Here is a 23,106-nt window from a genome sequence, read left to right on the forward strand (position 1 = left end):
CATGGCCGTAACACCCACAGCCGCGCTCGTCCAGACGCTCAACGGCATCCAGTTCGGGTTCATCCTGTTCATGATCGCCTCGGGACTGACCGTCATCCTCGGCATTCTGGACGTGCTGAACCTCGCCCACGGAGAGCTGTTCTCGCTTGGCGCGTACACTGCCATCGGCGTGTTCGGGTTCATCATCGGCGTTATCGGCCCGCCGGGCGGCGGCGTCGTCGGTACCGCCGTGTTCGTTCTCGCGGTTCTCGCAGCCGTTCTGGTGACAGCAGCCATCCTCCTCCCCGTCGGGACCCTCTTCGAGGCGGTGTTCCTCCGGCAGATCTACGACCGCGACCAGGTGTACCAGCTGGTGCTGACCTTCGCCCTCTTGCTCATCCTCCTCGACGTGAAGAAGTTCATCTGGGGGGACAGTTCGATACGGACCGACGCCGTGTACAGCGCCATCAACACGATTCCGACGAGCGAACTCGTCGGGCTGAACTACCCGACTTACAACGTGTTCGTCATCCTCGTCGGCTCGGTCGTCGTCGTGGGCCTGTTCTGGTTCTTCGAGCGCACAAAGACGGGGCGCATCATCCGCGCGACGGCCATCGACCGCGAGATGGCCACCGCCATCGGCGTCAGCACCGACCGCGTGTTCACGCTGGTGTTCGCGCTCGGAGCCTTCCTCGCCGGTTTCGCCGGTGCAATGGCGGTCCCGCCCACGTCGGCAACGCTCGAAATGGGCACCAACCCGCTGGTGCTTTCCTTCGTCGTCATCGTCATCGGCGGCCTCGGCAGCCTCCGGGGGGCATTCGTCGGCGCGCTCCTGGTCGGTGTCATCCGGAGCTGGATGATTACGCTGTACCCGCCGGGCGAGATCGCCGCCCCGTTCGCTATCATGGCGCTAATCCTGCTAGTCAAGCCCGAAGGGCTGTTCGGGACGTGGGGTGAGACGGCGTGATGCCGGAGCGCGTCGACCGCGACGGGACGCCGGCGTACCGCTTCCTCGGGGTCGAAGTGACTCGCCGGGAGGCGGCCTTCCTCGCCCTCGGGGTGGTGTTCCTGTTCATCATTCCCGACGTCGCGAGCCTCTCGGACAGCCTCCAGCTCAGCGTCATCCACCAGGGCCTGCTGTTTGGCTTCGCGGCGGTCGGGCTGAACCTCCTGCTTCGCCACACGAAGCTCACGTCGTTCGGCCACGCGGCCTTCTTCGGCACCGGCGCGTACGCGACCGCAGTGCTGGCCCGCTACGCCGGCGTCCAGAGCGTCGGCCTGCTGTTGCTCGGGGCCATCGCCGCCGCGACGGTGATGGCGGCCATCATCGGAGTGCTATCCCTGCGACACACCGGGCTGTACTTCGCCCTCCTGACGCTGGCCTTCGGCCAGCTCCTGTACGCCATCGCGCTCGGCCAGAGCGCGCTCGGCGGGAGCGACGGGCTCCCGATCCGGCCGGGGCCGGCGAACCAGCCGCTCCTGTTCGGGACCGCGTTTAGCCCCGACGTGTACCAGATCTTGACGTATTACCTGACAGTGGTCGTCATCCTCATCGGCCTGTTCGTGATGTACCGCATCACGCAGTCGCCGTTCCGAAACGCCCTCGACGCCATCGGGCAGGAACGGACCCGGGCGCGGTTCATCGGCCTGCCGGTCCGCCGCTACGTCTGGGCCGCGTTCGTCATCTCGGGCATCTACGGCGGCGTCGCGGGCGGGCTGTACGCCGTCGTCCGCCAGTACGTCCGTCCGGAGGGGACGCTGTTTTTCCTCCGGTCCGGTGACATCCTGTTCATGGCGATTCTGGGTGGGTTCCGGACGCTTGCCGGCCCGCTCATCGGCGGTGTCGTGCTCGTCTTCCTGCAGGACGTGGGGCAAGACGTGACCCAGTACTACGAGTTCCTGACCGGTGTGGTGCTCCTGATCCTGGTGTACGGCTTCCCGCGGGGAATCGTCGGCTCGCTCCGGTCCGGCGGCATCGTCAACACGCGGCTCAATGAACTGCGTCGAGAGCCCTCCGTCCTGTCATCGTGGGGCCGGACCGCCGTGCAATCGATAGAGCAGAAGGTGGCCGAGTCGCTGACCAGCCTGCGAATAATCCTCTTCGGAGTCGACTGATATGCTCGAAGCACGCAATCTGCGGAAGTCCTTCGGTGAACTGGTCGCAACTGACGACATCACGCTTGAGTTCGGGAAAGAGGACGGCGAACTCGTCTTCATCGTCGGCCCGAACGGGGCCGGGAAGACGACGTTCATCAACCTGCTGACCGGCTTTCTCTCGCCGGACGAGGGCTCCATCGTCCTCGACGGCGACGACATCACCGGCATGTCGGCAAACGGGCGCGTCGACGCCGGCATCGCCCGGAGCTTCCAGGTCGTCAAGGTGTTCGAGGAGATGACGGTCCGGGAGAACCTCCGGACGGTGGTGCTGACCGAACAGGGCAAGACCTGGAGCCTTTTCTCGATGGCCGACGGTCACGAGGAGGTCGAAAAACAGGTCGATGAACTGCTTGCGAAGTTCCGGCTCGAAGACGCGGCCGATACCATTGCCGAGGAACTGCCCCACGGCGACCGGAAGCTACTGGACGTAGCGATGTCGTTCGGTCTCGACCCGGACTACCTCCTGCTCGACGAGCCGACCTCCGGGGTGTCGACCCGCGAGAAGGAGTACGTCATCGAGACCATCGTCGAGGTCGGCCGAGCCGAGGGCGTCACGACGGTCACCATCGAGCACGACATGGACATCGTCACCGAGTACGCCGACCGCGTCGTCGCCCTCCATCAGGGGACCGTCCACGGGGTCGGTCCGCCGACGATGCTCGAAACGGACGACGAACTCCGACGGCTCCTCCTGGGGGTGGGTGACGATGAGTAGCGACGCCCTGCTGTCCGTCCGCGGTCTCAACGCCGCCGTCGAGGGGTTTCAGGTGACCGAGGACGTCGACCTCGACGTAAACGCCGGCGAGGCGGTCGGCCTCGTCGGCCGGAACGGGGCCGGCAAGACGAGTACCTTCCGGGGCATCATGGGCCTGACGCCAGTCTGGAGCGGCTCGGTCCGGTTCCGCGGCGAGGAGCTGACCGACATCCGATCGGAGCTGATTCCCAAGCGGGGCATCGGCTACCAGCCCGAGGACCGGAAGCTGTTCACCGGGATGACTGTCGACGAAAACTTCCGGCTCCCCATCTGGACCAGTGGGAAGGCCCGCGGTATCGACGACGAGGACGCGGTCATCGAGAGCGTCTACGACGTGCTGACCGAACTCGACGACCGCCGGGACGCGAAGGTCCAGAACCTCAGTGGCGGCCAGGCAAAGATGGTCGCTATTGGCCGGGCGCTAGCGCTTCAGCCCGACCTGCTCATCCTCGACGAACCGCTAGAGGGGCTAGCCCCGGTCGTCGTCGAGAGCCTCAAACGCTACATCCGGGAGATTAACGACCGCGACATCGCGGTGCTCATCGCGGAGTCCAACGTCACGCACGTCCCCGATGTCGTCGACCGCCTGTACGTCATCGAACGGGGCGACATCGTCGCCAGCGGCGACCCGGAGGAGTTGGCGGCCGACGAAGACATCCAGAAATTGATGCAGGGGAGCGGTACGGAGTAGCGGAAAACCGGAGCGCCGGATCGGTGGCCTACTCGGTCACGTCGTTCATCGCCGTCGTGACGCGGTCGAGGATTTTCCGCTGGCTGCGGCGCAGATTCTTCGAAATAGCCATCTTAGAGACATCGAACTCCTCGGCGAGCGACGACAGGGTGGCGTCCCGCGGCGTGTCGAAGTAGCCGCCCTCGACGGCTTTCTCCAGCGTGTCCCGCTCCACATCCGACAGCTCCCGGCAGCCATCGACCAGCCGCTTTGCCGAGTCGATGTTCTGCAGCAGGTCGTAGTAGTCCTCCAGATCGACCGATTCGCGGGACCGGATGGTGTAGTCGTTGTCCCGCTCCAGTTCCGACAGGGTGCCCTCCGCGACGCGTTCGGTATCGAAGCCGACGTGCCAGATTTCCGACCCGTTCCGGATGCGGAACGGCCCGGTAATGTAGCCGCTGTGGTCGCGGATGACGCTCATCGCGTTCGTCTCGTCGATTCGTGAGCGGATGAGCGCCAGGTCGCCTTTCCGGCGGAGGAGCTGATAGGACTCCATGTGGTCGTGTGCTTCGAGCGCGTTCAGCCCGCGATCCAGTTCCTCCCGGTCTGCGCCGTTGACCATGATCCGCGTCTCCAACTCCCGCTCGACAGGGTGGAAATCCCACTGCTTGGCCAGAAACGACACTTCGTAGTCCCGTGTTGTGTCGATATACGGACAGTCGTACTGGACCATGTCCATCTCGAGCGAGATCATGAGTAATCAATCATGTTGAACTCTCTTAGTGATTGCCTATCCGCTACGTAACTCGACCGTGCCAGTTACGCCGCAAACCCTTTTGACTGCGGCAGTTAACTTTCGAGTATGTACGTCCGGGATGCGAAAAACCGAGAGGAAGTCTGGTTGCTCGACCGTATCGAGGAGATGGGGCTGGACGAGACGGCTTTCAGATCCCGGGACTACGTCGTCGCTATCGACGAGGAGAGCCACGAAAAGGCGGGCTTCGGTCGTATCCGTATCCACAAGGGCGACGAGGAGTCCGTCTGTGAACTGACCAGTATCGGCGTGCTGCCGGAGTGGCGCAACCAGGGGGTCGGCGCACACGTCATCGAGCGCCTGGTCGAGTACGCCGGCGACGAGGGGTTCGACACAGTCTACTCGCTGACGAACGCCTCGGAGTATCTCTCCCAGTTCGGCTTCGAGCGCATCGAACCGGCGCAACTCCCCGACCGGCTCCGGGACCGGCTCGCGACCAAACAGGAGAACATCCAGCCCGACGCGGTGCCGCTCCGGGTGGCCATCGACCGCTTCGAAGTACCGGGGCACCTCCGCAAACGGTTCAAGCAGGCCAGTGCCGGCGAGTCCGAGGAACCCGAGCCGGAGGAGGGACCCGAGGACTTCGGCATCGATCCCGACGAAGCGACCTACAAGTACGACACGGGCGACTGATTATCCGACGACGGACGGATTATCTGACGTCGACGACTTCGATATCGAACACGAGCGTCTTGCCGGACAGTTCGTGGTTGAAATCCACCTCGACAGCGTCGTCACGGACCGCAGTCACGTCCCCGTGCAGGCCGTTCTCGGCCTCGACGTGGAGCCCGACCTCCGGCTCTTTTCCGACCATACCCTCGAACGTCTCGGGGTCGTACTCGCGGACGCGGTCGGCCTGGAACTCCCCGTAGGCTTTCGCCGGAGGCACCGTGACAGTGGCCTCCTCACCCGCAGTCATTCCGACGATGGCCTCGTCGATCCCTTCGATGATATCCCCTGCACCGACGGTGAAGGAAAGCGGTGCGTACTCGCTCGCCTCGACGCCCTGTGCCTCGATGAGTCCGTGCTCTCTGGCGACTTCGGGACGTGACGTATCGAAGACGCTCCCGTCCTCGAAGCGGCCGACGTACTCGATGGTGACGCCGTCTCCCGGTTCGATTGGCATACGTCCTCGATAGATACCGACGATATAAACCCACCTCGGAACAGCGCGCTGCCGTATCGTGACGGGATGCATTACAAACCGTGAAGGATTTAAGAACCCTTAAGCCTCCGCCGTCCGACAATCCGTCCATGTTTGACCCCGACGAGCTGGAAGAGATACGGGAGTCGAAGGCTCAGTGGGAGGAAGACGACGTCCAGCCCACCGTCGACCGCTTTGGCGAACGCAAGGAGACGTTCACCACGGACACCGAGGGACACGAAGTAGACCGTCTGTACACCCCTGAAGACATCTCCGATCTCGACTACGAAGAGGATCTGGGCTTCCCCGGCCAGGAACCGTACACCCGCGGCGTGTATCCGACCGGCTATCGAGGCCGACTCTGGACGATGCGCCAGTACGCCGGGATGGGAACTGCGACGGAGACCAACGAGCGGTTCAACTACCTACTCGACCAGGGCCAGACTGGGCTCTCGATGGCGTTCGACCTCCCGACGCAGATGGGTTACGACTCCGACCACGCGATGGCTGCCGGCGAAGTCGGCAAAACCGGCGTCGCCATCGACTCGCTGGACGACATGGAGACCGTGTTCGACGGCATCCCGTTGGACGAGGTGTCGACCAGCATGACCATCAACGCCCCCGCGTCGGTGCTGCTGGCGATGTACATCGCCGTCGGCGACAAGCAGGGCGTCGACCGCGAGGAACTCCGCGGGACCATCCAGAACGACGTTCTCAAGGAGTACATCGCCCGGAACACGTTCATCTACCCGCCGGAGCCGTCGATGCGGCTCATCACCGACATCTTCGAGTTCTGCGCCGCCGAGACGCCGAAGTTCAACACCATCTCCATCTCGGGGTATCACATCCGCGAGGCCGGCTCGACGGCTGCTCAGGAAATCGCGTTCACGCTGGGGGACGGCATCGAGTACGTCGAGGCAGCCATCGAGGCCGGCCTCGATGTCGACGAGTTCGCCCCGCAACTGTCGTTCTTTTTCGCCTCCTACAACAACATCTTCGAGGAGGTGGCGAAGTTCCGGGCCGCGCGTCGCCTCTGGGCGAAAATCATGGACGAGCGCTTCGACGCCCAGAACCCCAAGTCCAAGCAACTGAAGTTCCACACTCAGACCGCCGGCTCGACGCTGACCGCCCAGCAGATCGAGAACAACGTCGTACGCGTGTCCTACCAGGCACTCGCGGCGGTCCTCGGCGGGACCCAGAGCCTCCACACCAACGGCAAGGACGAGGCCATCGGCCTGCCGACCGAGCAGTCTGTCAGGACTGCGCTGCGGACCCAGCAAATACTCGCCCACGAATCCGGCGCGGCCGACACAATCGACCCGTTAGCCGGCAGCTACTACGTCGAGTCGCTGACCGACGAACTCGAAGCCGAGGCCCGCGACCTCATCGAGGAGGTCGACGACCGCGGCGGGATGCGCCGCTCCATCGAGGAGCAGTGGGTCCAGCGCCAGATCCAGGACGTGGCCTTCGAGCGCCAGCGCGAACAGGAGGCCGGCGAGCGCATCATCGTCGGCGTCAACGAGTATCAGGTCGAAGAAGAAGGAGAACAGGACATCGAAGAGGTCGACGAGGCCGTCGAACAGGCCCAGCAAGACAACGTGGCCACCGTCCGGGAGGAGCGCGACGAGGAGGCCGTCGAGGCGAAACTCGACGCGCTCCGGGGGGCCGCCGAGGGCGACGAGAACGTCATGCCCTACATCATCGACGCCGTGAAGGTGTACGCCACGACCGGCGAGGTGTGTGACGTGCTCCGGGACGTGTTCGGCGAGTATCAGCCCGGTTCGTCGATGTAAGGTCGGTCGAAACGCGGGACCGTCCTGTTTTCGAGCCATCTGTGCTCCAGAATTATAAGCTACCCCGGTGTACGGCCGTCCATGCGATTCGACCACGCCGGTATCGCAACTGACGACGCCGCTCCGCTCGTGGAACTGTTCGCCGAGGCTTTCGAAGCACCGGTCGTCCACGAGGAGACGTTCGACGGCCTGCAGGTGACGTTTCTGGAGATGGGCAACGGGTACTTCGAACTGTTGGAACCGCTGCCGGACGCCGACGGCGCGATTCCCAGATATCTCGACAGCAACGGCCCGGGAATCCATCACGTCGCCCTGGAGACAGACGACATCGCTGCCGCGCTAGAGACAGTCAGTGACTGCGGCATCGACCTCATAGACGAGAAGCCGCGGCCCGGCGCGTGGGGACACGACGTGGCCTTTCTCCATCCGAAGACGACCGGCGGGGTGCTCGTGGAGTTAGTCGAACACTAATCGGCTTCTCGTCCCGGGCCCGGATTCACTCGTCGTCGAGCAACGCTGCAAACCGTTCTTCGGCACCGGGCGTGAGCCGCTCGGGCGGCTCCGCGAACCACGCCGCTCCAACGAGTTCCGACTCGTCCACATCGAGGCTTCCCTTCTTGTACTCCGCTTCGAGGTAGATGTCTAGCGTGTGTACCGATCCCTGTGCGTCGGTATCCGGATAGTACTTCGAGTGAACGACCTCTGCGACGCCGGTGACCGTACAGCGGATGCCGGTCTGTTCGTTGACGCGGCGGACGGCGGTCCCCTGTACCGATTCGTATTCGTCGCCTTTGCCGCCGCCCGGCAGCGCCCACATATCAGCGCCGCGGCCCAGCACCAGCAGAACGCGGTTGCGGGTGTCGCCGGCCGCCTGATCGGGTATCTGGTCGCTTAGCTCCGGGAACTCGGAGCCGTCCCGAGTGACGAACACGACGCTGTTTCCGGAGTAGCCGGTCCCGCGTGTCGCAGCGAACACGTTAGCGTATTCGTCGGGCGACAGCTCGAAGGCCTCCTCGGTGACCGGAACCTCGTCGTAGGCCGCTTCCAGGCTCGCAATGCGCTTGTCGACGTTCGTCTGGTTGATTTTCTCTGTGAGGTTCGCGTCGCCGGCCTCCGCGTCGGCCGGGGTGTCGTCGCCAGTCATACGAGGTGATACTGCGGGCCACCGATAAGTGCCGCGGTCCAGCCGATGAAAAAGAACTTGTATTCTGGTTGTCTGCTTCCGGACATGAAAGCGATTGTCCTCGCAGGCGGGTACGCCACCCGGCTCTGGCCTGTCACCAAGAACCGGCCCAAAATGCTGCTTCCAGTCGGTGAGACGACTGTCATCGACCGGATTCTGGGCGAACTGGAGAAGGACGATCGCATCTCGGACGTGTTCGTCAGTACGAATCAGCGCTTTGCCGACGACTTCCGGGACCACATCGCCGCGAGTAGTTTCGAGAAGCCGTCCCTGACCGTCGAGGAAACCGCCGAAGAGGACGAGAAGTTCGGCGTCGTCGGCGCGCTCGCCCAACTGGTCGACCGGGAGGGGCTCGGCGACGAGGACCTGCTGGTCATCGCTGGCGACAACCTCATCAGCTTCGACATCGCCGATTTCGTCGATTACTTCGAGCAGTACGACGACCCCACGCTGGCCGCCTACGACGTCGGCTCGCGGGAGAAGGCGAGTTCCTACGGCCTCATCGAACTGGACGGCGAGGAAGTCATGGACTTTCAAGAGAAGCCCGACGACCCCAACAGCACGCTCGTCTCGATTGCCTGCTACGCGTTCCCGGCCGATGCGATTCGCTTCAACGAGTATCTCGAAGATGGAAACAACCCCGACGAACCCGGCTGGTTCATCCAGTGGCTCGTCGACGACGGTCCGGTCCGGGCGTTCACCTTCGACGACGCCTGGTACGACATCGGGACGCCCGAAAGCTATCTGGAGGCCGTCGCGTGGGAACTCGACGGCGACAACGTCGTCGCAGAGGACGCCACCATCGAGAACACCACGCTCGGCGAGAACGTACACGTCCTCTCGGGGGCCGAGGTCGTCAACTCCAGTCTCGACCGGGCCATCGTGTTCCCGGATACGACTATCCTCGATTCGGACATCCGCCAGTCGATTATCGACCGGGATACGCAGGTCGAGAGTCTGGACCTCGCCGGAGCGCTCATCGGTGCACACACACAGTTGACGAACGGCGACTGACTCCGCCTAGCCGTCTTGATTCTCCCGATTACGCCAGCCACGCGTCTTCGATCTGTAGCGTCCCGCGACTGCCGTCCCACTCCGTCTCGTACTCAAGTTCGATCCGGCGGTCCATGTGGGGGCCGTCGGTGACGAGCGTCTCGAACTCGCCGCCTTCCCCGAGAATGTGGACGCCGTACTCCTCGTTGAGCGCCTCCAGTTCGTCGAGCGCGTCGGCATCGAGCGTGCGACCCAGCCAGGACTCATCGAGCCCGTAGGCGGCCACGCGGATGATCCGTATCTCGAAGCCGGCGTCGAGCATCGCGTCGGCGAGGTCGCGTGGGTTCTCTTGCCACAGCGGCGCGAACACGTTGGCTTCGAGCCGGTCGGCCATCGATTCGATGCGGGTCGTCTGGTACTCGCTCTCGACTGCGCCAGCGGTGACGCCGGTGATGCCGCCGTCCAGTTCGGCGTCGAGTTCGCGTAGCGCGGCCTCCAGCGGTTCGAGTTCGGCGTCGCCCTGGTCGCCGGAGTTGAGCACGTCGTCGGCCTCGAAGTCATCGGGCTCGATTTCCACCAGTGGGATACCGATACTCTCGGCGGCCAAGCGGGCCAGTCGAGTCGCCGGAACGTGGTACATGTAGGAGTCGCCCTCCGGGTGGACCGTCACCAGATGTTCGACAGGGTGGCCCCGTTCCAGTGCCCGGTACAACGCCCACGAGGAGTCTTTGCCGCCGGAGAACAGCGAAACCCACGCGCCGTCTGTCATAGCCGCCGGTAGCCGGCGGCGGCGTAAATCGCTGTCTATTCCACCAGTTCGTCCTCGATATCGGTGTGGCTGACGTAGGTCGCCACCCGGACGCCGACGATGCTGATGAGGATACCTGCGAGGATGAACAGCCCGAGGCGGGTCCCCGCCTCCAGTATGAACCCCTGGACCTGAACGATGCCGAGGTTCGTCTCCGGCACCTGAAACGGCTCGAACACGCCACCGCGTTCGAGGAAGTACGCAGAAAAGCCGCGAACGACCAGCCCGACCGCGACCGCACCGAAGGGGAGGTTCACGTACGCGCTCCGGACCCCTTCCTGCTGGATGAGTTCGTCCAGCAGGCGACCGAGCGAAGCGGCCAGCGCCGCGCCGGTCAGCCACGGCACGGACGCGAAGGCAAAGCGGTTCGCAAGCAGGAAGGGGCTGATATCGCCGACCGCCGAGACGCCCAGCACGCCGGCGAAGATGCCGACGAGCGAGAGGCCGGCGGCGACGACGTAGGTCACGAGCGACACCTGTCCCGAGTACAGGGCTTCCCGGGTCTGGCTGGGAAGTCGGGAGAGGTATGCGTCGATACCCAGTCCCTTGTAGATGAGGAATACGCCGATGGCGGCCGCGATAGCGCCGACGGCGATGGTCGGGCTGGTGACGACGAGCAACAGCGGGAACGCGAGCATGATGATCCCGACGGGGACCAGCACCGTCTTGCGCAGTTCCTCGTCGGCCAGGAACTGCTTGAGCAGGTAGTACGTGGATTCGATGTCGCGGGCCTGACGAACGACGACCCGGTCGACGGCGTCGACCTGGACGCGACTCTCGATGATGGGAACCAGCCGCTCGTCGTCGGCACTGTCGACGACGACGACCGCGGAGTCCGGGTCGTGCTTGGCGACCAGGTCGTCGATCTGGCTGGCGATCTCCCGGTCCGAGCCGACACTGTCGCTCCCGCCGCCGACGACGGCAAGCACCGGCGAGGACCCCTCGGCTTCGAGTTCGTCCGCGACCGCGAGCCCTTCCAGCAAACAGTTGACCCGGCTGTCTTCCGGGTCTACGACGCCCGTCTGCGTGATGAGTGACTCGACGGCGTCGCGGCCGACGACGGGACACGCCGCTGCGGCCGGACTGTCCCTGTCGATACACACCACCAGCGTAGTCACACTACGGCGAAGGCGGTCCCCGAATAAAAAACCTCCCGAGCTATCGCCGGAAGGAGAGGCCCTCGATATCGCCGTCGGCGACGCCGGCGATACCCGCGCCGAGGGCGAAGGCGACCTGCTGTGCGCCTCCGCGGAGTTTGCCGGTCAGGCCGCGCTCGGGTTCGTACTCCTTGATTGTCACAGCCTCGCCCAGCCGTTGCTCCAGGCTCGCCTCGACGTCATCACGCGTGCCGAGCCGGTCGACGAGCCCACGTTCTTCCGCCTCGTCGCCGAGGAAGATGCGCGCTTCGGTATCTTTGAGCGTCTCAGCGTCCATCTCGCGGCCCTCGGCAACGGTGTCGATGAACTGGTCGTAGTAGTCGTCGACGATACCCTGGAGGTACTCGCGCTCGTCCTCGGTCATCTCCTTCAACGGCACGCCGGCGTCCTTGTACTCGCCGGCGGTGAACTGCTCGTAGGAAAGGCCAAGCCGGTCGGCCAGTTCCTTGGCGTTGACCCGCGAGCCGACGACGCCGATCGAGCCGACGATAGAGCCCTCGCGCGCCCAGAGCTCGTCACAGCCGGCGGCGATGTCGTAGCCGCCGCTGGCACAGACGTCCGTGGCGTAGGCGATGGTCGGGCCGTCGAACTCCTCGGCGGCGATGCGGATGTCCTCGCTGGGGACGATTTCGCCGCCCGGCGTGTTCAGTTTCAGGAGCAGCGCCTCTGAGCCCCGGTCCGCGTCGGCACGGTCTATCTGTTCGACGATGTCGTCGGCCGACGCGCCCACCGGTGGACTGGTGATGCCGCCACCGCCGTCACGGCTGATCGGCCCTTCGACGGCGACCTCCGCGACGTTGTGTGCCGGGAGGAGGGAACCGGCGATGTTGCTGCCGATACGGGCGGTGGCGACGGCGACAGCGACGACCAGCAGGACGCCGAGCAACTGGGCGAGGTTGTCGGGCGTTCTGACGAACAGCACCCAGCCCAGGACCGTGCCGATACCGACCACAATTACGACCAGTAACCCACGAACGATGTCGTCTGTGCCCGCCATTACTGATACATCCCGAGCGGCTGTGCGCTCGTGCTCTCCTCCTGATTTTCCTGAAGCTGCTGTGCGAGTTGCGCCTTGGCTCGACCGATTTCCTCGGCCTGCTCGACCAGTGCCTCGGTATCGACCTCGAAGTCGGCCAGCGGGCTTATCGCCGTCTGCAGGAGCGCCCGCGCCGCTTCCGGGTCAGGAAAGCGCTGATCGGCCTCGACGATGAGCCCGATGCTCGTCAGCCCGACCCGCTGTGATTCGTGGACCAGCGCCCCGGTCGGCCCGGTGATCGCGCCGTTCTCCGAGGGCGAGTCCACGTTCGCCTCCTCCAGCATCGCCGCCCCGTCGCCGGTTGAGACGCCGTACACGTCCGGTACACCGTCTTTCTCGGCAGGACGGCCGCTGAGGTAGATCGGCGTCGCGTCGTTGGCCTCGAACCAGCTGACCATACAGCCGGCGAACTCCTTCGCGCCGGACGGGGAGATCGGGGCATCGCTCTGGAGGACGAGCAGGTCACGGCCCTCATCCGCGTACAGTCGGACCGGCGGGCGAACGTCCGGATCGTCCGTCCCGTACACGGCGATTTCTGGCAGTCCCTCGCAGTGGGCTGACGCGTAGTACTCCATATCGTAGACGTCGACGAGATGGTCGGCGGCTATCTTGCCGACGAGTCCGACGCCCGGGAGCCCCTCGACCAGTGTCGGGGAATCGAGCGAAATGTCGTCGCGGTGGACCTGTATGTGTGCCATGTCTGTGGTATCGGCCGCCGGCGGCTTGAAAGCCATGGGCCGGTGCCGTTCGAAACCCACAAACCGACCGCCAGCGAACGCCGGACAATGGAACCACTCGACCGCTACCGACCCATCATCGACGACTTCGAGGCGTTCATCGACGCATGTGAACGCCCGCTACCGTCGGCTGTCAGGGTCAACACCATCAAAGCTTCCGTCGAGAGGGTCCGAACGGCGCTTGCGGACGCGGACATCGCCTACGAACCCGTCGACTGGCACGACGGCCTGTTCGTCCTGCCCGAGGACTCCCCCGGCGCGAACTGGCCGTACTTCCACGGCTGGATTCACGGGCAGGAGGAAGTGTCCGTGATTCCGGCGACCGTACTGGACCCCCAGCCTGGCGAGCGAGTCTGGGACGCCTGTGCGGCACCGGGGAGCAAGACGACCCAGCTCGCCGCGCTGATAGAGGACACCGGCGAAGTCGTCGCGACCGACAACAACCTCGGACGGATTTCGGCGCTACGGACCAACACTGAGCGGCTGGGCGCGACCACGGTCGCTGTCACCCACGAGGACGGGCGCAACCACTCGCTCAAGCCCTTCGGCGGCGAGGGATACGACCGGGCACTCGTTGACGTCCCCTGTTCCTGTGAAGGGACCATTCGCAAGAACCCCGATACGCTGGAAGATTGGACGCTCTCGCACGTCGAAGGCATCTCCGGCGTCCAGAAAGGCATTCTCAAGCGAGCCGTCGAAGTGACCGAACCCGGCGGAACCGTCGTTTACTCTACCTGTACGTTCGCCCCGGAGGAAAACGAGGCCGTACTGGACTACGTTCTCGGCGAGACGGCTTGCGAAATTGTGGACTACGACCTCCCACTCGACCACGCCCCCGGCATCACCGAGTGGCAGGACGAGACATTCGACCCCAGCGTCGCCGACGCCAAGCGCATCTACCCGCATCACAACGACACGGGCGGGTTCTTCTGTGCGAAACTGGAGGTACCCGCGGAATGAGCGACCAGAGCACGGAGTTCACACGGCTCCCAGAGACAGACGAAGAGCGAGAAGACCCCGAGCGGGCGACCCGCGAGGAAGTCCTCGACTTCTGGACCGAGCGGTTCGGCGTCCCGCCGGAGACTTTCGAGGGATACACGTTCTGGGAACGCGGCGCTGGCAAACTGTGGCTGTATCAGGGGAGTCCGCCATCGCCTGTCGACATCGAGGGCCTTGGAATGACGTTCCTGCGGACGCGCCAGGAACACTGGAAGCCGACGCTGGAGGCCGTCCAGCGATTCGGCGAGCACGCCAGCCAGAACGTCATTCACCTCGACGAGGACACTGCCCGAGCGTTCGTCGCGGGCGAGGATCAGGAACTCGACTGGGACGGCGACTGGGGGTATCTCGTCGTCACCCACGACCTCGCCGGCGAGGCCGAACCGGTCGGCGTCGGCCTGTACGTGTACGGCGAACTCAGGTCCCAGGTGCCGAAAGGACGTCGCCGAGAGGTCTAACCCGAGGACCCACCCGTCCCACTGAGAACCATTAGCCACTGGAAGACTGTGCGGCTGCCGTTCCCTGCATCGCGTACAACTCCGCGTACGTGCCGTCGTCGTCAAGCAGTTCGGCGTGGCTGCCCCGTTCTGTGACCTGCCCGTCCTCGACGGTGTAGATTCGGTCGGCGTTAGAGACGGTCGAGAGCCGATGGGCGATTGCGATCACGGTCTGGTCCCCGTCGAGCGTCTCGACGGTTCGATGGATTTGCCGTTCCAGGTTCGAGTCGAGGTCGCTGGTGGCTTCATCGAGTACGAGTATCTCTGCGTCCGTCAGCAGCGCGCGGGCCAGTGCGACGCGCTGGCGTTGCCCGCCGGAGAGTTTCACGCCGTCGTCGCCCAGCACCGTGTCGAGCCCCTGCGGAAGGTCATCGAGAAATTCGAGGACGAGGGCCTTCTCGGCGACCTCGTACAGCGTCTCGTCGGAGATATCCCTGCCGACGGTGAGGTTGTACCGCAAGGAGTCGTTGAAGATATGCGGGTCCTGTCGGACCATCGCAACAGCGTCACGCCATTCGTCGAGGGCATAGGTCGAAATCGGCGTCCCGTTCGCCAGAACGTCACCGCTATCCGGCGCATAGAGCCGAGTGAGCAGCGAGACGACTGTCGATTTGCCACCACCGGACTCACCGACGATACCGACGAACTCGCCTCGCTCGACAGCCATCGAGAAGTCCGCGAGCACTGGCTCGTCCTCGTAGGCGAACGAGACGTTCTCGAACGCGACTTCCTCGATGCAGTCCGGGACTGGCTGCCCGCCAGTGGGCTCCTGCTGGGTTTCGAGGCGGTCGATGAACTGGTGGGTGCGAACCAGATGTGGGAGCTCTCCCTCGACGGCGTAGATGGTAGAATTGAGCGAACTCAGTCGGGGCGCGAGTCGGAGCATCGCGAACAGGAACACGCCGAGTTCCGCGATAGACAGCGCCCGAAAACTGATTGCGACGTAGACGAGCCCAAACAGGAGCAGCGAGACCGAGAGCCGATAGAAGCTACCGATTGCGACCTCGTTCCGGCGAACGGCGATGCTGGTCGAGGTGTATCGGTCGAGCGTGGCCCGGAACTCGGCAAGCAGTCCGTCGCGCATACCGAACAGCTTCACGTCACGGATACCCTGTGTCCCCGCCTGTGTTGTCTCCTGCAGCCGTTCGTTTGCCGTCGCCACACGGTCGCCGACGGCGTACCCGGGCTCGATGCCGTATCTGATGATCGCCGTGACACCGCCGAGAGCGACAGCTGCACCGACTGCCAGCACCGGAGCGATAGCGAGTGCGATCCCGATATACACTAGACAGAGGATTGCCTGCTGGAAGAACTGGATAATCCGGCCGATGACACGGCCAGCGTACCGGGTCTGTGTCAGAATCGTGTTCATGATGTCGTCGGAGCCCTTGTCGTCGTAGTAGGCGACCGACGCGCCCATCGCCAGTTCATAGGCCCTGTTCTTGAGATCGCGTTCGTACGTCTGTGTAAGCTTCGCCGCGAGCCACTTCACCGCAAACGATGCCGTGAACCGGACGACCATCACGCACGCGAGACCGAGTAACAGGGATTCGAGCGTGAGCGGCAGTCCGGCGGCGGCGTACGCGGACAGGAACTGGCCGGTGACGCCGTCCGCCTGCAGTGGGAGGCCTTGCCCGCCCTGTGCAGCGTCGAGTATGGGAAACAGGAACGAGAGGCCAACGCCCTCCAGCAGCATCACGAAGAGGCTGGCGGCGACGATACTCCCCGTCAGCGCCGGACGATACAGTGCCACACGGCGCAGCGATGCGTATTTTTCACTGACGGAGGGAGTATCAGTCATTGTTCCGGATGCGAGTGCTATGTAACATAGTTACCGACTCACTACGGTTGGGCAGTACGGGAGCGAAGGGAGCGTCTACCACCTGTCTGGGTTGTGACGGCGACGAAAAGAGGCCATAACAAATAGTGCGAGTATCCCTGGAGTCCTCATATGGTCGCGATAGATTCTGGATCGACTGTCGTCGCAACTGATAACTGTGTGACCACGACTATCGACGGCGAGATCGTGCTGCTCAACAACGAGACGGGGCGGTACCAGGGCCTGTCGGGCGTCGGCCCGGACATCTGGGACCGAATCCAGGAACCGACGGAACCAGCGGCTATCGTTTCAACGCTAGTCGAGGAGTACGATGTCGACAGAGACCGAGTGGCAACTGACGTGGAACGATTCCTGGAAACGCTTGCCGCGGAGCAACTCGTCAAGATCGATGCGAGCCCGACTCCGTGAGTTCAGGGCGTTGCCACGGGCGCAGAAGCTATTGCTCTGTGAAGCTGTGGTACTGATCGTTGCGAGCAAGGTATTGCTTGCAGTCGCTGGGCTGGAGGACGCAGAGCGATATTTCGGTATAGTCTCTCAGTACCTCCCGTGTCATCGTCAGTCCGGGTCACCAGAGTCAGTGCGGTGGGCGGTTCTGACAGCGGGATCACGTCTTCCGGGTACCTACGATTGTCTTGACCGAGCGCTCACTGGTAGCACACTGCTGGTAGCCAACAACCTGCCGCATCGTCTCCGCTTCGGCGTGGACACCCAGTCCGAGACGTTCGAGGCTCACGCTTGGATCGAGTCTAACGGGGCTGTCCTTATCGGGGATGTCGACGACTTCGGGCGCTTCCGCACACTCACGGAACGCGAAGTACGTGGCTAACGGATAGTAAACACGCTATTCTGTGTGAATTCAACGGTAATGGATACTATAACAAATACACCTACATCTGAAACCAGAGGCGGGGGTAACCCATGAAGGAATACGAAACGCCGTCGGTCGAAACGTATGGAACTGTCGAAGAAAAGACGAACTGGTGGGACCACGACGACGGATACGGGAAGTGGAGTTAAAGTCCGCAGTCGGTTCACGTATCTAACTGATCCCTCCTTTATTGATCCTCGACACTGGCACCGGTCAATGGCTACGTCGTGACGGTTTCGTGGCTGTGTGTCGGAAGTAGAGAGCGCATTCTTATCCACCACAGCAGTCAAGCGATCTGGTATGAACCAGGGGTGTCGTAGATGGGGTGTGTTTCAGCACGGACGGAATCGATGGACAACTACGCAGGGAGGGACCTAGCAGGATGGCAACAGTAAGCACAGCCACGTACGAAGCTTTTGGACTGACAGTCCGCTCGGCATTCGACATACCGGAGCTTCCGCCCGCTGAGACAGAGCCCGACGGGCGGGCCGACGTCACCATCACTGAAGAACGGCTCCCTCGCCCACTGTCGGCTGACTCCGAATCGACCTTTCACGCGGTAGACGAGCGCGAATACTACCTTCTATACGACGCCGCAACGGTCAGAATTCTCGACGGGACGTCCATCGCTGTAGACCCGGCCTCGGACGTGCCAAGCGAAGTCCTCCGCCACGTACTGGTCGGCCCGGCGTTGAACCACCTGCTGGACCAGCGGGGCTACTTCGTACTGCACGCCAGTACTGTCAGCATCGACGGGCGTGCAGTGGCGTTCGTCGGGGAGTCCGGGGTCGGAAAAACGACGACTGCGATGGCCTGTTTGCTTGACGGGCACCGTGTCCTGAGCGACGACGTGGCTGCGATAACGCTGGATAATGCGGGACCAGTCGTTCGGAGCGGCTACCCATCGATGAAACTCGACCCGGAGGCAGTTGCGGCGTTTGACCCCCCGGTCGAGCCGCCGGAACAGGTCCACAGCGGGCGCCCGCGACACTTCTACGGGCTCAGACACGACCAGCCCGCGACTCCGGTGCCGCTAGAACGCATCTATCTGCTCGAAGACGGTGAATCTATCGGGGTGGACTCAGTCAGGCCGGACGAACAGGTCATGGCGCTCGTCGATAACACGTACACGCTGGGCGCGCTGGATGCCGACGGCCAGGCCGTGGCCAATTTCAGTGCTTGCGGGGAGATCGTCGATATGACAGATATAAAATGGCTCCGCCGGCCGTTCGATCTCGATATGCTCCCGGAGGTCGTAGACCGGATTCAGTCTGATCTCGAGAGTGAGCCATGCTAACGGAGGCTGAACCCGAGCTCCAATTGGTAGTCGACTGTGTTCGTACCGCAATCGTCACCGACGCTTCCCCCGAGCTTCCCGCGCTGGATGACACGCCAGACTGGGACCGCGTCCTTGAACTCGCTCAGTATCATGGCGTCGTGCAACTCCTCTATCAGGGGCTGGAACCGATAGCACGCGAGAGCGGTGATGAGTTCACCGTGCCAGAGTCCGTGTTGACACGACTTAACAGCACAGTACAGGGAAAGCGGATGCGGAATCTCGCGTTCACGACCGAGCTACAGGAGATAATCGAGAGTTTTGAGACACGCGGTGTACGCGCGGTACCGTTCAAAGGACCGACGCTGTCCGCCGCCGCCTATGACGACGCAACGGTGCGGGAGTACAACGATCTGGATCTGCTCGTCCATCCTGAAGATATCACCGTCGCCGCGGATATTCTGGAAGAGCGAGGCTACGAGTGGCGCGGGGGCACGCCGCGATTGGACGACGCCGCGCTGTTGGGCGGTCCCGTGACGAAGGCAATCGTTCACGAGTACGAGATGCGAGGTCCGGAGTTCGACGTGGAACTCCGCTGGCGCGTGGGCGACGCCGAGCGACCGTTCACCACACCGTTCAGTGAACTCTGGGACCGCCGCGACACAGTCGCGGTCGGCGGCCAACCGCTTCCGGCGCTTGCACAGCCAGACCGGCTACTCGTGTTAGCGTTCCACGGAACCAAGCACCGCTGGTATCTCCTGAAGTGGCTCTGTGATTTCGTTGCGGCGCTGGAGTCGACGGAAGCCGACTGGTCACACGTCCTCGCTCGGGCGCGGGAAACTGGCGTCCAGCGGAACCTACTGCTCGGGGCCGCGCTCGCCCGTACTGTCTTCGGGTATGCCCTCCCAGCGCCGATACTGGATCGCCTTCGCACGGACGACCGCGTCACCGAGTTAACCGAGGCCGTCGTCGAATCGCTGGCCGCTGGGACGCCACAGGCACCCACGCAGTTCGAGGCCGCTCAGTTTCACCTGGCTGCCAGCGATTCGGCAACTGCGCTGGTGCCGCTCCTGCTGTTGCATTCGTCGCTTCACCCGACTTACTCGGAGTACCAGTTTTGCCCGCTCCCCGGTCCGCTGCATCCGCTGTACTACGTCATCTGGCCGCTCCGACTCCTCCTCGAAGTGCCACAGTGGCAGCGACAGCGGTCCGAAGAGCCACTTGACGAAGCGACCTGAACAGCCGAGTCGCTCGCTTCGTTCCGGCGACGATTCGCTGTATCTGGGGGCTGATTCTCAGCGGTATCCCACAGGCGGCTCACTCCCGTGGCTGGATTGTCCCCTCACCCAGCCCTTCCCAGGCAACGCGGTAGCCAAGGCGTGCGAGGGCGGCGCTGTCATCCTCGATACCGTAGTCTGCCAGTCTGTCGCTCGCCGCCTCGTACGCCATTCCGGGCTCGATCTCCTCGGCCAGGTCGTCTAACACGGCAGGGGAAACGAGCGTGCGCCCGACGCGCTCGTGGGCCGGATAGGCCACGTCTTCCAGCGCATCCTCGCTGACGCCGTACTCCGCGGCGAGGTCAGCGAGCGAGGTAACGTCGGCATCCGGCCGGAGTTCATCGGGTATCTCCGCGGCGCTCTCGCGCACCAGCCGCTCCTCGTAGGGTCGCAGGGCATCCCGCACGTCTTTCACGCTGACCGTCCCGGCGTACGGAATCGCTCGGTTATCCGTCGCTTCGATTTCGTCCCCGACACCGAGCGATTCGTCGACGGCGACCAGCATCTCCACGTCCGCCAGCGCGTCGAGGCGGGCGAGCTTCTTCTCGACGTACTCCGGCGTCCAGAAACCCATAATTTCGAAGAAAATCCGGAAGGGAGCGTCACTGGCGGCCCCGTCAGCCCCGTCCGAGCCCCCGCCACTGCGCCCGGTGTCCCGAACGCCGGTATCAGCGCCGGGTCGCCACTCGAAGGCGAAATCCGGGATGATGACGTGTTCCCCTGCCGCTAGAGGCTCCGGTTCCCGGATCAGGTCCCAGTCGAGGTCCAGCGCGGCGAACCGCCCGGCGAAGTCGGCTTCGACACCGCTGTCGTAGCTGACCTCAGTTACGGGCTCGACGCCGGGAACGGAGACATCCGCATCTGAAAGGGTGAGTTCCCGCTCGGTACCCCGGTCATCGATGGTCGCCGTCAATTCCCACTCGCTCGCGGCCGCGACCGTCCGAAGGAGACGAGCGAAGCGGGTGCCGTACCGGCGTGTATTCGAGAACAGCGCGTCCGGCCCCGTGACGATGACCTCCCGACCGTTCGCAGTCTGTCGAATCTCGTACATCAGCCGGAGGCGCTTGACTGCCGAGACGAGCGCCTTCGGGTCGGAGGAGCGGACCCGTACCTCGGTGGCGTCGAACAGCGCCGTTTGCGCCAGCGAGAGGTCGTACTGGGTCCGCAGTTCGGCCGGCCCCCAGCGCGAGTCGACATCGGTGAGAATCTGTCGTGAGTCGCGGTCGGCGTACAGTGTGTCGGCCAGCGTCTCGGCGTCCGTGCCGAAGTGGTCGGCCGCCTCGGAGAGTGCTCGCTCGCGCTCGGCCTCGGTCACGACGCCAACGTCCGCGGCGGCTTCGAACACCCGACGACGGGCGCGAACGGGGTCGACCGGAGCTTGCGTCTCGAAGGTAGCCTCCCGTTCGACGAGTTTCGCCAGCCCGCGGACCAGTTTGAAATCGTCGGCCTCTCGCTCTACGTCCGCGAGCGCCGTCTCCAGCGTCTCGCGGGATTCACCGACGTGGCCCTGGTAGATACCGAGCACGCGGGCCGCCAGTCGCTCCACATCGGCATCGGCGAACTGCAGGTAATAGCCGCCGCCCGCCCGAGACACCCGCAGGAGGTCTTTCGTCAGCACAGATGCGTCTCCGCGACGGAGCGACAAAAACACGGGGAGTCAGGGCACCCACTCAGCACGCTCAGGGGCACCTCGACGCTGCGACGCCCGCTATCTGCGTCGCCTGGCGACGCGCTCTTCCGCGGTCTCCTCGGTCACGAGTTCGTACAGCAGTGCCCGACCGCCGTCGGCTTTTGGCCGCAGAATCCGGCCGAGTCGCTGGGTAAACTCCCGCTCGGAGCCGCTGCCCGAGAGGACGACGGCGACGTTGGCGTCGGGTACGTCCACACCCTCGTCGAGGACGTTCGCCGTCACGACCCGGGAGTAGGTCCCGTCGCGGAACCGCTCTAAGATCTCTCGACGCTCGCTTGCGCCGGTCTCGTGTGTTATCGCCGGGATGAGGAACCGCTCGGAGAGGCGGTACACGAGGTCGGTGTGGGCGGTGAAGACGATGATGCGGTCCTCGCGGTGGCGGTCCAGAATCGTCGCCAGCCGGTCGACCTTCCGCTGAGCGTTCATCATCACCTCGCGGGCGCGCTGTTTCGCCAGCAGCGCCTCGCGGGCCGCCGGGTCGTTGCCGGACCGCTTCACGAGTTCCTGATAGTCGCTGCCGGACCGGAGTTGGATGTTGGACTGCTTCAGGTAGTCGGTGAACGTCCTCTGAGACTCCTCGTAGCGGTCCCGCTCGTCCGGCGTGAGCGCGACTTCGATTCGTTTGATATCGTAGTCCGCGAGGTGCTCGCCCGCCAGGTCGTCAACGCTGACTCGCTGGACGAGCGGCCCGACGAGGTCCTCGATAACCTCGTGGGCTCCGTCCGGGCGCTCGAACGTCGCCGTCAGCCCGAGCCGTGCCGGCGCGGCGAGCAGCCGAGCGATGTCCCGGTACCCCTCCCCGCCGAGGTGGTGGACCTCGTCGAAGACCACGAGTCCGAATCGGTCCCCGAGTTCGTCGGCCCGCAGGTACGCCGAGTCGTACGTCGACACCGTGATGTCCTCGACGCGCTGTTCGCCCCCGCCCATGCGGCCGACCGGCTGGTCGAACTCCCGCTGTAGCTCGCGCTGCCACTGCTCCAGCAGGTCGATAGTCGGGACCACGACCAGCGTCGGCGTCCCCAGCGCGACCATCGCCGCGATGCCGATGACGGTTTTGCCGCTCCCCGTCGGGAGTTCCAGACAGCCTCTATCGCCGGTCGTTCGCCAAGCGTCCAGCGCTGCCTGCTGGTAGGCTCTGAGGTCGTACGTCGTCGAGAGCGACAGCGACGGGAGCGAACTGACGTGGTCCTCGTATGCCAGCCCGCGCTCGTCGAGCGCGGCCCGGAGTTCGGCGTACCGGTAGGCCGGCGCTCGATCTGTCTGCGAGCGCTCGTCGTACTCGACGCCGGGCAGGTCCGACGGCGGGTCCCCCGTCACGCGGATGGTCCCCGACTCGTACGTCAACTCCAGCACACTCCGGGGTTCGCCGGTCCGGCCGATAACGCTTTCGCGGGCCGCTGCGGGCACCACCGGGTAAAATACCAATACAGTTTA

Annotated in this window: 24 protein-coding genes; 14 read left to right on the plus strand and 10 right to left on the minus strand. The window is 64.1% G+C overall.

From position 1 onward, the window contains the following. The first annotated feature begins 1 nt into the window (after position 1). The 4 genes from Har1131_RS11235 to Har1131_RS11250 are packed head-to-tail and all read left to right on the plus strand — an operon-like array spanning position 2 to position 3,581. Positions 2–946 (plus strand): branched-chain amino acid ABC transporter permease, encoded by a 945-nt coding sequence (locus tag Har1131_RS11235; protein ID WP_151103296.1) that lies wholly within the window; start codon positions 2–4, stop codon positions 944–946. After that, on the plus strand, positions 946–2,094 hold the full coding sequence (locus tag Har1131_RS11240) for a branched-chain amino acid ABC transporter permease (protein ID WP_151146446.1): 1,149 nt from the start codon (positions 946–948) through the stop codon (positions 2,092–2,094). Before Har1131_RS11235 ends, Har1131_RS11240 begins: the two co-directional genes overlap by 1 nt. Position 2,095: 1 nt before the next feature. Beyond that, positions 2,096–2,851, plus strand: a complete 756-nt coding sequence (locus Har1131_RS11245; RefSeq protein ID WP_014040172.1) for an ABC transporter ATP-binding protein — start codon at positions 2,096–2,098, stop codon at positions 2,849–2,851. Beyond that, positions 2,844–3,581, plus strand: a complete 738-nt coding sequence (locus Har1131_RS11250; RefSeq protein WP_014040171.1) for an ABC transporter ATP-binding protein — start codon at positions 2,844–2,846, stop codon at positions 3,579–3,581. The genes Har1131_RS11245 and Har1131_RS11250 overlap by 8 nt, the downstream gene beginning before the upstream one ends. 28 nt (positions 3,582–3,609) lie before the next feature. On the opposite strand, the gene Har1131_RS11255 is transcribed toward Har1131_RS11250, so the two are convergent. Then, positions 3,610–4,314: a helix-turn-helix domain-containing protein gene (locus Har1131_RS11255; protein WP_014040170.1), complete on the minus strand. Its 705-nt coding sequence runs from the start codon at positions 4,312–4,314 to the stop codon at positions 3,610–3,612. A gap of 108 nt (positions 4,315–4,422) precedes the next feature. Here Har1131_RS11255 and Har1131_RS11260 point away from each other — a divergent pair, with 108 nt between their 5' ends. After that, on the plus strand, positions 4,423–5,007 hold the full coding sequence (locus tag Har1131_RS11260; protein ID WP_014040169.1) for a GNAT family N-acetyltransferase: 585 nt from the start codon (positions 4,423–4,425) through the stop codon (positions 5,005–5,007). Between the two features lie 19 nt (positions 5,008–5,026). On the opposite strand, the gene Har1131_RS11265 is transcribed toward Har1131_RS11260, so the two are convergent. After that, positions 5,027–5,500, minus strand: coding sequence for a peptidylprolyl isomerase (locus tag Har1131_RS11265; protein ID WP_014040168.1), 474 nt, complete (start codon positions 5,498–5,500; stop codon positions 5,027–5,029). Between the two features lie 128 nt (positions 5,501–5,628). On the opposite strand from Har1131_RS11265, the gene Har1131_RS11270 reads away from it, so the two are divergent. Continuing rightward, positions 5,629–7,311, plus strand: a complete 1,683-nt coding sequence (locus Har1131_RS11270) for a methylmalonyl-CoA mutase (protein WP_050037945.1) — start codon at positions 5,629–5,631, stop codon at positions 7,309–7,311. Between the two features lie 81 nt (positions 7,312–7,392). Further along, positions 7,393–7,782, plus strand: a complete 390-nt coding sequence (mce, locus tag Har1131_RS11275; RefSeq protein WP_151146451.1) for a methylmalonyl-CoA epimerase — start codon at positions 7,393–7,395, stop codon at positions 7,780–7,782. Between the two features lie 25 nt (positions 7,783–7,807). On the opposite strand, the gene Har1131_RS11280 is transcribed toward mce, so the two are convergent. Continuing rightward, complete coding sequence (locus Har1131_RS11280) at positions 7,808–8,455, minus strand: NUDIX hydrolase (protein ID WP_050037944.1); 648 nt, start codon at positions 8,453–8,455, stop codon at positions 7,808–7,810. A gap of 84 nt (positions 8,456–8,539) precedes the next feature. Between Har1131_RS11280 and Har1131_RS11285 the strand changes: the two genes are divergently transcribed. Further along, positions 8,540–9,508 carry a sugar phosphate nucleotidyltransferase gene (locus Har1131_RS11285; protein ID WP_151146454.1) on the plus strand — a complete coding sequence of 323 codons (969 nt, stop codon included), beginning with the start codon at positions 8,540–8,542 and terminating at the stop codon, positions 9,506–9,508. Between the two features lie 28 nt (positions 9,509–9,536). Here Har1131_RS11285 and Har1131_RS11290 read toward each other — a convergent pair whose 3' ends face one another. The 4 genes from Har1131_RS11290 to Har1131_RS11305 are packed head-to-tail and all read right to left on the minus strand — an operon-like array spanning position 9,537 to position 13,222. Further along, positions 9,537–10,256 carry a diphthine--ammonia ligase gene (locus Har1131_RS11290; protein WP_151146457.1) on the minus strand — a complete coding sequence of 240 codons (720 nt, stop codon included), beginning with the start codon at positions 10,254–10,256 and terminating at the stop codon, positions 9,537–9,539. Between the two features lie 35 nt (positions 10,257–10,291). Then, complete coding sequence (locus Har1131_RS11295) at positions 10,292–11,413, minus strand: DUF373 family protein (protein WP_014040162.1); 1,122 nt, start codon at positions 11,411–11,413, stop codon at positions 10,292–10,294. 40 nt (positions 11,414–11,453) lie between these two features. Beyond that, positions 11,454–12,449 carry a signal peptide peptidase SppA gene (gene sppA / locus Har1131_RS11300; protein WP_050037941.1) on the minus strand — a complete coding sequence of 332 codons (996 nt, stop codon included), beginning with the start codon at positions 12,447–12,449 and terminating at the stop codon, positions 11,454–11,456. After that, positions 12,449–13,222: a proteasome assembly chaperone family protein gene (locus tag Har1131_RS11305; RefSeq protein ID WP_079980829.1), complete on the minus strand. Its 774-nt coding sequence runs from the start codon at positions 13,220–13,222 to the stop codon at positions 12,449–12,451. Before Har1131_RS11305 ends, sppA begins: the two co-directional genes overlap by 1 nt. 51 nt (positions 13,223–13,273) lie before the next feature. Here Har1131_RS11305 and Har1131_RS11310 point away from each other — a divergent pair, with 51 nt between their 5' ends. Then, positions 13,274–14,185: an RsmB/NOP family class I SAM-dependent RNA methyltransferase gene (locus Har1131_RS11310; protein WP_014040159.1), complete on the plus strand. Its 912-nt coding sequence runs from the start codon at positions 13,274–13,276 to the stop codon at positions 14,183–14,185. Then, positions 14,182–14,682, plus strand: a complete 501-nt coding sequence (locus Har1131_RS11315) for a hypothetical protein (RefSeq protein WP_014040158.1) — start codon at positions 14,182–14,184, stop codon at positions 14,680–14,682. The genes Har1131_RS11310 and Har1131_RS11315 overlap by 4 nt, the downstream gene beginning before the upstream one ends. 31 nt (positions 14,683–14,713) lie before the next feature. Here the strand turns inward: Har1131_RS11315 and Har1131_RS11320 are convergent, their stop codons facing one another. Next, on the minus strand, positions 14,714–16,522 hold the full coding sequence (locus Har1131_RS11320) for an ABC transporter ATP-binding protein (RefSeq protein ID WP_014040157.1): 1,809 nt from the start codon (positions 16,520–16,522) through the stop codon (positions 14,714–14,716). Positions 16,523–16,672: 150 nt separating this feature from the next. On the opposite strand from Har1131_RS11320, the gene Har1131_RS11325 reads away from it, so the two are divergent. The 4 genes from Har1131_RS11325 (at position 16,673) to Har1131_RS11340 (ending at position 19,943) form a co-directional block, all read left to right on the plus strand. After that, entirely contained in the window at positions 16,673–16,969 is a 297-nt protein-coding gene (locus Har1131_RS11325; RefSeq protein ID WP_023843231.1) for a PqqD family peptide modification chaperone, read from the plus strand. After that, positions 16,950–17,387 (plus strand): lasso peptide biosynthesis B2 protein, encoded by a 438-nt coding sequence (locus Har1131_RS11330; RefSeq protein ID WP_023843230.1) that lies wholly within the window; start codon positions 16,950–16,952, stop codon positions 17,385–17,387. The genes Har1131_RS11325 and Har1131_RS11330 overlap by 20 nt, the downstream gene beginning before the upstream one ends. 424 nt (positions 17,388–17,811) lie before the next feature. Beyond that, on the plus strand, positions 17,812–18,726 hold the full coding sequence (locus Har1131_RS11335; protein WP_151146460.1) for a hypothetical protein: 915 nt from the start codon (positions 17,812–17,814) through the stop codon (positions 18,724–18,726). After that, positions 18,720–19,943: a nucleotidyltransferase family protein gene (locus tag Har1131_RS11340; RefSeq protein WP_151146463.1), complete on the plus strand. Its 1,224-nt coding sequence runs from the start codon at positions 18,720–18,722 to the stop codon at positions 19,941–19,943. Before Har1131_RS11335 ends, Har1131_RS11340 begins: the two co-directional genes overlap by 7 nt. Positions 19,944–20,022: 79 nt before the next feature. Here Har1131_RS11340 and Har1131_RS11345 read toward each other — a convergent pair whose 3' ends face one another. Continuing rightward, positions 20,023–21,600, minus strand: coding sequence for a DUF790 family protein (locus tag Har1131_RS11345; RefSeq protein WP_151146466.1), 1,578 nt, complete (start codon positions 21,598–21,600; stop codon positions 20,023–20,025). Between the two features lie 90 nt (positions 21,601–21,690). Continuing rightward, positions 21,691–23,025: a DEAD/DEAH box helicase gene (locus Har1131_RS11350; RefSeq protein ID WP_064288200.1), complete on the minus strand. Its 1,335-nt coding sequence runs from the start codon at positions 23,023–23,025 to the stop codon at positions 21,691–21,693. Between the last annotated feature and the right edge of the window lie 81 nt (positions 23,026–23,106).

This window comes from Haloarcula sp. CBA1131, from assembly GCF_008728975.1.
Classification (GTDB): domain Archaea; phylum Halobacteriota; class Halobacteria; order Halobacteriales; family Haloarculaceae; genus Haloarcula; species Haloarcula hispanica.

Coding starts and splice junctions, on each gene's coding strand:
- Har1131_RS11285 (WP_151146454.1), top strand. CDS start 8,540: ATGAAAGCGATTGTCCTCGCAGGCGGGTACGCCACCCGGCTCTGGCCT.
- Har1131_RS11235 (WP_151103296.1), top strand. CDS start 2: ATGGCCGTAACACCCACAGCCGCGCTCGTCCAGACGCTCAACGGCATC.
- Har1131_RS11250 (WP_014040171.1), top strand. CDS start 2,844: ATGAGTAGCGACGCCCTGCTGTCCGTCCGCGGTCTCAACGCCGCCGTC.
- Har1131_RS11270 (WP_050037945.1), top strand. CDS start 5,629: ATGTTTGACCCCGACGAGCTGGAAGAGATACGGGAGTCGAAGGCTCAG.
- Har1131_RS11325 (WP_023843231.1), top strand. CDS start 16,673: ATGGTCGCGATAGATTCTGGATCGACTGTCGTCGCAACTGATAACTGT.
- Har1131_RS11330 (WP_023843230.1), top strand. CDS start 16,950: ATGCGAGCCCGACTCCGTGAGTTCAGGGCGTTGCCACGGGCGCAGAAG.
- Har1131_RS11280 (WP_050037944.1), bottom strand. CDS start 8,455: ATGACTGGCGACGACACCCCGGCCGACGCGGAGGCCGGCGACGCGAAC.
- mce (WP_151146451.1), top strand. CDS start 7,393: ATGCGATTCGACCACGCCGGTATCGCAACTGACGACGCCGCTCCGCTC.
- Har1131_RS11340 (WP_151146463.1), top strand. CDS start 18,720: ATGCTAACGGAGGCTGAACCCGAGCTCCAATTGGTAGTCGACTGTGTT.
- Har1131_RS11310 (WP_014040159.1), top strand. CDS start 13,274: ATGGAACCACTCGACCGCTACCGACCCATCATCGACGACTTCGAGGCG.
- Har1131_RS11290 (WP_151146457.1), bottom strand. CDS start 10,256: ATGACAGACGGCGCGTGGGTTTCGCTGTTCTCCGGCGGCAAAGACTCC.
- Har1131_RS11305 (WP_079980829.1), bottom strand. CDS start 13,222: ATGGCTTTCAAGCCGCCGGCGGCCGATACCACAGACATGGCACACATA.
- Har1131_RS11260 (WP_014040169.1), top strand. CDS start 4,423: ATGTACGTCCGGGATGCGAAAAACCGAGAGGAAGTCTGGTTGCTCGAC.
- Har1131_RS11255 (WP_014040170.1), bottom strand. CDS start 4,314: ATGATCTCGCTCGAGATGGACATGGTCCAGTACGACTGTCCGTATATC.
- Har1131_RS11240 (WP_151146446.1), top strand. CDS start 946: ATGCCGGAGCGCGTCGACCGCGACGGGACGCCGGCGTACCGCTTCCTC.
- Har1131_RS11265 (WP_014040168.1), bottom strand. CDS start 5,500: ATGCCAATCGAACCGGGAGACGGCGTCACCATCGAGTACGTCGGCCGC.
- Har1131_RS11315 (WP_014040158.1), top strand. CDS start 14,182: ATGAGCGACCAGAGCACGGAGTTCACACGGCTCCCAGAGACAGACGAA.
- sppA (WP_050037941.1), bottom strand. CDS start 12,449: ATGGCGGGCACAGACGACATCGTTCGTGGGTTACTGGTCGTAATTGTG.
- Har1131_RS11335 (WP_151146460.1), top strand. CDS start 17,812: ATGGCAACAGTAAGCACAGCCACGTACGAAGCTTTTGGACTGACAGTC.
- Har1131_RS11245 (WP_014040172.1), top strand. CDS start 2,096: ATGCTCGAAGCACGCAATCTGCGGAAGTCCTTCGGTGAACTGGTCGCA.
- Har1131_RS11320 (WP_014040157.1), bottom strand. CDS start 16,522: ATGACTGATACTCCCTCCGTCAGTGAAAAATACGCATCGCTGCGCCGT.